Source organism: Actinomycetota bacterium, from assembly GCA_005774595.1.
In the GTDB taxonomy this organism is placed as follows: Bacteria; Actinomycetota; Coriobacteriia; order Anaerosomatales; family D1FN1-002; genus D1FN1-002.
In genome coordinates this window covers 1-1959 of the sequence record VAUM01000167.1, presented here as the reverse complement: position 1 = coordinate 1959, position 1959 = coordinate 1, and the positions used below count along the sequence as shown (strand labels likewise).

Here is a 1959-nt window from a genome sequence, read left to right as displayed (position 1 = left end):
CTCCGAGCCGTAGCGCAGCGGCCCGAGGTCCTCGAGCCGCACCCACGAGGTGCCGGCGAACGCGGCTTCGTCGCCGAGGACCCGGTCGAGCTCGGTCGGGTGCCCGATCGACTCGTGGACCTGCAGCGCGAGCTGGCTCGCGTCGATGATCACGGTCGTCTCGCCTGCGGGGCACGGCTCCGCGGCGAGCAGCTCCGCGGCCTCCTCGGCGATGCGCGGTGCGTTCCCGGCGAGGTCGAGCGCTACGACCGCCTCCCATCCGCCCTGGACCGCCTGGCCTCCGTGAGAGTTCGGGTACGAGCGAGGGACGACCTCGTCACCGACCGCGTACGCGGTCAGCCCGGCGCCCACCTCGGTCCACGATTGCTCGATGAGCGAGCCCTCGGTGGACGCGAACACCTTCGCATGCCGTTCGATGCGCATGCCTGCCGAGGTGACCTTCACCGCGGGGTCGCCTGAGCGCATCGCCTCGTCGGCCGCGGCGAGCAGCGCGATGCGGTCCTCGAGCGGCATGGCGAACGGGTCGGTCCCGCACGGGCCGTGCCACTCGGCAGTCACGGGCGCGACCGGAGCGAGCTCGACACGCCTGCCCGAGACGGTCGCGGACGCGCGGGCGATCGCGACCGCATCGCGCGCCGCGCGCGCCGCGCCGTCGCGCGTCGGTTCCGAGGTCGCGGCGAACCCCCATGCGCCGTCGGCGATGACGCGCACGCCGATGCCTGCCGATGCCGAGGAGCCGACCGCCTCGACGCGGCCTGTGCGCAGGGAGAGCTGCTCGGTCAGCGAGTCGGTGAAGCGGGCGTCGGCGTACTCGGCCCCCGCCGACCGCGCCGCGTCGAGCGCCGCCGCCAGAATCTCCTTCACGGCGCCCCCCGTCGAAGTCACCGGTCGAGCTGGATGCCGACGTTGTGGTTCACGTTCGGCGAGATCTGATCCATCCCGGCGAAGGGTGCGGTGCGCGTCTGCCATGCGAAACGGCGGGCGCCGGCGAAGTCCTTGCGGGCCGCCAGCAAGCTGACCTTCACGAAGTCGCCCGTGCGCGGCGCATGGATGAAGTAGCCGCCGCCGATGTAGATGCCGACGTGGTGCACCGGCGAGCCGAAGAACACGACGTCGTTGGGCTGCAGGTCCGCGACGTCGACCTTCTCGCCCATCAGGAACTGAGCGCCCGAGTAGTGCGGCAACTGCACGCCATGCTGCGCGAAGACGTAGAGAACGAGTCCGGAGCAGTCGAACCCGGCCGGCGTCGCGCCGCCCCACAGGTATGGGACACCGTGATAGGCGAGCGCGGTCTCGACGGGCGTGCCCGGCACGACAGCGACTCCGCGCTCGCTCGCGCCCGCGAGGATCTCGGCGAGCAGCTCGGCCTCCTCGGCGCGGCGCGCCTGGTCCTGCTGGAGCAGCAGCGCGAGGATGTCGGAGTCGACGCGGCGCAACATCTCCTCGCGATCGGAGATGCGCAGCTCGATCTCGCGCTTGCGGGCGTTGAGCTCGAACTCCAGCGAGGTCGCCTCCTGCTCGGCGGCGGCCAGCTCGGCGGCGGTCCTCGCGATCTGGTCGCGCTGCACCTCGAGCTGCTTGGCGAGGTCGGCGGAGTGCACGCCCATCGTGTTCATGAACTTCACGCGGGCGATGAGGTCGGCGAACGACTTGGAGTCGAGCAGGAGCTCGACCATCGCCAGGTCGCCTTCGCGGTAGATCGAGGTGGCGCGCTTGTCGAGCAGCTCCTGCTGGATCGCGTACGCGGTCTGGGCGCTCTCGAGGTCGGCCTTGGTCGTCTCGAGCTCGGCGCGGACCTGCGCGAGGCGCTCGGATGCGGCGTTGTACGACTCGGCGGCGATCGACAGGTCGCGGTCGAGGTCGTCGAGCTGTGCCTGGAGGGCGTCGGCCTTGGCCTGGAGCGCTGCGAGCTCGCGGCGGAACGCCTCCTCCTCCGGGTCGACCGGGACGTCGATCGCG

At 71.7% G+C, this 1959-nt stretch carries 1 protein-coding gene and 1 pseudogene (1 of these 2 only partly in view); both read right to left on the bottom strand.

What is annotated here, in order from left to right; translation table 11 throughout:
- Positions 1-969 (bottom strand): annotated as a pseudogene (locus tag FDZ70_07105) (TldD/PmbA family protein); it reaches 592 nt to the left of the window's first position.
- Positions 882-1959: hypothetical protein (locus FDZ70_07100; protein TLM74796.1), on the bottom strand; the 1078-nt coding region annotated here is incomplete at its 5' end. The gene FDZ70_07100 and the pseudogene FDZ70_07105, both read right to left, overlap by 88 nt.